The sequence below is a fragment of the Robinsoniella sp. genome (assembly GCF_034124845.1).
In genome coordinates, this window is the sequence record NZ_JAWYAJ010000059.1 from 1 (window position 1) to 2,872 (window position 2,872).

General features: G+C 42.4%; 3 protein-coding genes. 2 read left to right on the forward strand and 1 reads right to left on the reverse strand.

Annotated features, from left to right (window positions below; genetic code table 11):
* The first annotated feature begins 229 nt into the window (after positions 1-229).
* Positions 230-898 carry a potassium channel family protein gene (locus ACH2DQ_RS03015; protein ID WP_394912860.1) on the forward strand — a complete coding sequence of 223 codons (669 nt, stop codon included), beginning with the start codon at positions 230-232 and terminating at the stop codon, positions 896-898.
* A gap of 71 nt (positions 899-969) precedes the next feature.
* Positions 970-1,764, forward strand: a complete 795-nt coding sequence (locus ACH2DQ_RS03020; RefSeq protein ID WP_394912859.1) for a MerR family transcriptional regulator — start codon at positions 970-972, stop codon at positions 1,762-1,764.
* A 22-nt stretch (positions 1,765-1,786) separates the two neighbouring features.
* Here ACH2DQ_RS03020 and ACH2DQ_RS03025 read toward each other — a convergent pair whose 3' ends face one another.
* Entirely contained in the window at positions 1,787-2,809 is a 1,023-nt protein-coding gene (locus ACH2DQ_RS03025) for a YeiH family protein (protein ID WP_394912858.1), read from the reverse strand.
* Positions 2,810-2,872: the final 63 nt, after the last annotated feature.

The window sequence follows — 2,872 nt, forward strand, 5'->3', positions numbered from 1 at the left end:
AATTACACCGGATCTTTGCGTGGCAAGTAAAGTCGTATTAATTATAACGATGTTTATCGGAAGGCTTGGACCGCTGACGATTGCATCACTTTGGGTATTTAAGGAAACTTCCAATGTAAGTTACACGGAAGAAACCATTATTATAGGTTAGGCGTTATCAGCTGCATAGCCGGCTGTATGGAACTTAGAATATCTTTTATAGAAAATAGTAAACAGAAAGGTTAAGATTATGAGAAGAAATAGAGAAACATATTCCTATGGTATTATCGGGCTTGGGAGATTTGGAACTGCTCTGGCTAAAACCCTGTCAGAAGCTGGAGAAGAAGTGATTGTAATTGACAATACAGAGAGTAAAGTAAAGGAATTGAGGCAATACACAGAAAATGCATTTGTGGCTGAGACCCTTACAAAAGAAGTACTGGAGGAAATCGGAATTCAAAATTGTGATACGGTGGTAGTCTGCATTGGTGAGAAAATTGATACCAGTATTCTTACAACGCTCAATGTTGTAAGTCTGGGAGTGCCCAGAGTCATTGCAAAAGCCATCAGCCCCGATCAGGGAGCCGTTCTAGAAAAAATAGGGGCACAGGTGGTATATCCGGAAAGCGATATGGCGGTACGACTTGCGAACCGATTGCTTGCCAACAGCGTTTTAGATTATATTTCCCTGAATAATAATGTGGAAATTACGGAAATAAAATTATCTGGTTCACTGGTGGATAAAAGTATTGTGGAAGCGGATCTGCGTCAGAAGTTTGGGCTGAATATCATTGCGATTGAGCGGGGGAATAAAACGGATATTGAGATTAACCCCCATTACCGTTTCTCTGAGGGAGACATAATCGTAGTAGTTGGGAAAAAGGATAATGTACAGAAATTTGAAGATTCCCTGAATTAATTCAGAATCAAAATCCCTTGACATTCCACCGCACTGGAAGGTTTACAATAAGTGTAACAAGGAGGCGGAACATGTATAAGATAAGTGAATTTTCTAAAATCACCCGGTTGACGGTGAAATCTCTGCGCTATTATGATGAGGAGGGAATTTTGAAGCCGTCCTGCAGAGCTGACAACGGTTACCGCTATTATAACGGGGAAGATTTCAAAAAAGCAGAACTGATTCAGTTTCTCCGGGATTTGGATTTCGGTATTGCACAAGTGAAGGAGATTCTGGAAAACTGCGAAAGTGCAGAAGATCTGTCCTACTATCTGGAAGAAAAGCAGGAGATGATCCGCAGGCAGATTCAAAAAGAAAAGGAACTTATCCGCCGGATGGACCGCTGCCTGAAGCCCAAAGAAGCGGAGGTGGAATTGATGGAATATAAAATTGAGCTGAAAAGCTTTCCGGCAATTACAGCTGCTTCCATGAGATATCGTGGAAGGTATCAGGATATGGGGAAATATATGTCTGATATTTATAAGGAAGTGAAAGGAAAAGGAGCCGGTGAACCATTTTGCTGTTATTACGACGATGATTTTAAGGAAGAAGCGGATATTGAAATCTGTGTCCCCACAAAAGGCATCGTTGACGGGAAGAATATCAGTTGCAAACAGCTGCCGGCTGTTCCAAAGGCAGTCTGCACAACACATACAGGCAGTTATGAGGAGCTGCACAGAGCTTATAAAGCGCTGCTTGACTTTGCCAGAGATCGTGGATTCACCTGCCTGACCCCATCCAGGGAAATATACCATAAGGGACCGGGTATGATTTTTAAAGGAAATCCAAATAAATATGTCACCGAAATTGTAATACCCTTTCAATGACCGGGATATTAAGACCGGGATATTAAAGGAGAAAGAGAAGTCCCATTGCTAATACAGTCTGCATGGTTCCTACCAGACCTCCATACAGCATAGACTTTGGACCCTCATTTAAAAGATCCTGGAATTTAACCCGCATTCCGATGGCGGCCAGAGCGATGATTTCAAACTGCCCGCTTACCAGTTTTGCTGCCTTAACCAGGGGGAGTGGGACGATACCGAAACTGCTTATGATACTGAAGATAAAAAATCCTATGATAAACCAGGGGATTCCGCAGGAAATTTTTTTGCTGTGGGAATCCTTTTTTTGTTTCCCTAAGAACAGCTTTTCTCCGTCAGCAGTGTTCATTTTGGAAAAGACCAAAGCTACCACAACCAAAAATACAATTCGGATAATTTTAAAAATTGTTGCCATCTGTACAACATCATCGTTGATAAATTTTGCCGAGGCAATGACCTGGCCAATAGACTGCAGAATTCCGCCGATCATACCGGATGTATGGATGATCTCATCGTGATAGAGTATTCCTGTGATGAGGGGAAGGATCACCATCAGAAAGGTACCGGTAATATTTACAATGGTGATGGAAATTCCTTTGTCTTTTGCATCTGCGTCAATTACTGGAGATATGGTTCCAATGGCTGAAGAACCACAGACGGCATTCCCGGCGCACATCAAAAGGCAGAACTTTTTGTGAAAGCCCAGCCGCTTGCCGATGAGGTAGGTTCCGGTGATGGTAAATGCCATCTGCAGAGCAATGAAAAGAATGCCGAAGATGCCAATGCCAAGGATATCAGACAGGTGAAGTGTAAGCCCGGTGAGGACAATGGAATACTCCAAAAGCCTGGATTCAGAGAACTTACACCCTTTGTTCAGGGAATCCCTGTTTAAAAATGTATTGCCGCAAAGGATGCCGATGCCAATGGCAAACAGGGCAGAGCCCACAGCCGGGACAAAAGAACTGATTATCTGGGCAATGCCGGAAATCACCAGGCAGACGATGAAACCAGGGATTAAATTTTTCAGTGGTTCGGTAAATTTTTTCAAAATATACACTCCCTATATAGTCAAGTGTTTTTTCCTTATTTTTCAAGGAATTTTTAGTTACAT